This is a genomic window from Alkalihalophilus lindianensis, assembly GCF_032843265.1.
GTDB lineage: Bacteria > Bacillota > Bacilli > Bacillales > Bacillaceae_D > Alkalihalophilus > Alkalihalophilus lindianensis.
The window spans coordinates 1-263 of sequence record NZ_JAWJBA010000498.1 but is presented as its reverse complement, the minus strand read 5'-3'; the positions used below and the strand labels follow the sequence as shown (position 1 = coordinate 263).

Sequence of the window (263 nt, the reverse complement as noted above, 5' to 3'; positions counted from 1 at the left end):
GCTGACTATTATTGTCATAATAAATCGCAGCAGTCAAATCATCCAAGTCCCAGCGCAGTGTCTCTTCCCACGCCAGTTCGTTTCGAATCATAGCACCATGAGTCTGTAACGCAAACCGAAGATAAGTATCCCTAATGACAGGATCTTCAATCGTAGTACGCTCTACAATCCCGGGGACTGTTGTTATTTTTGGTAATTGCGAATCCTTGATCGTAAAAGATATTTTATCCGAAATAATTTCCCAGCCTTTATGTCGATAATAA

1 pseudogene is annotated in these 263 nt (G+C 40.7%); it reads right to left on the bottom strand.

The features are described from left to right. A pseudogene (locus RYX56_RS23180) lies at positions 1-263 on the bottom strand (GNAT family N-acetyltransferase); the annotation flags it as partial.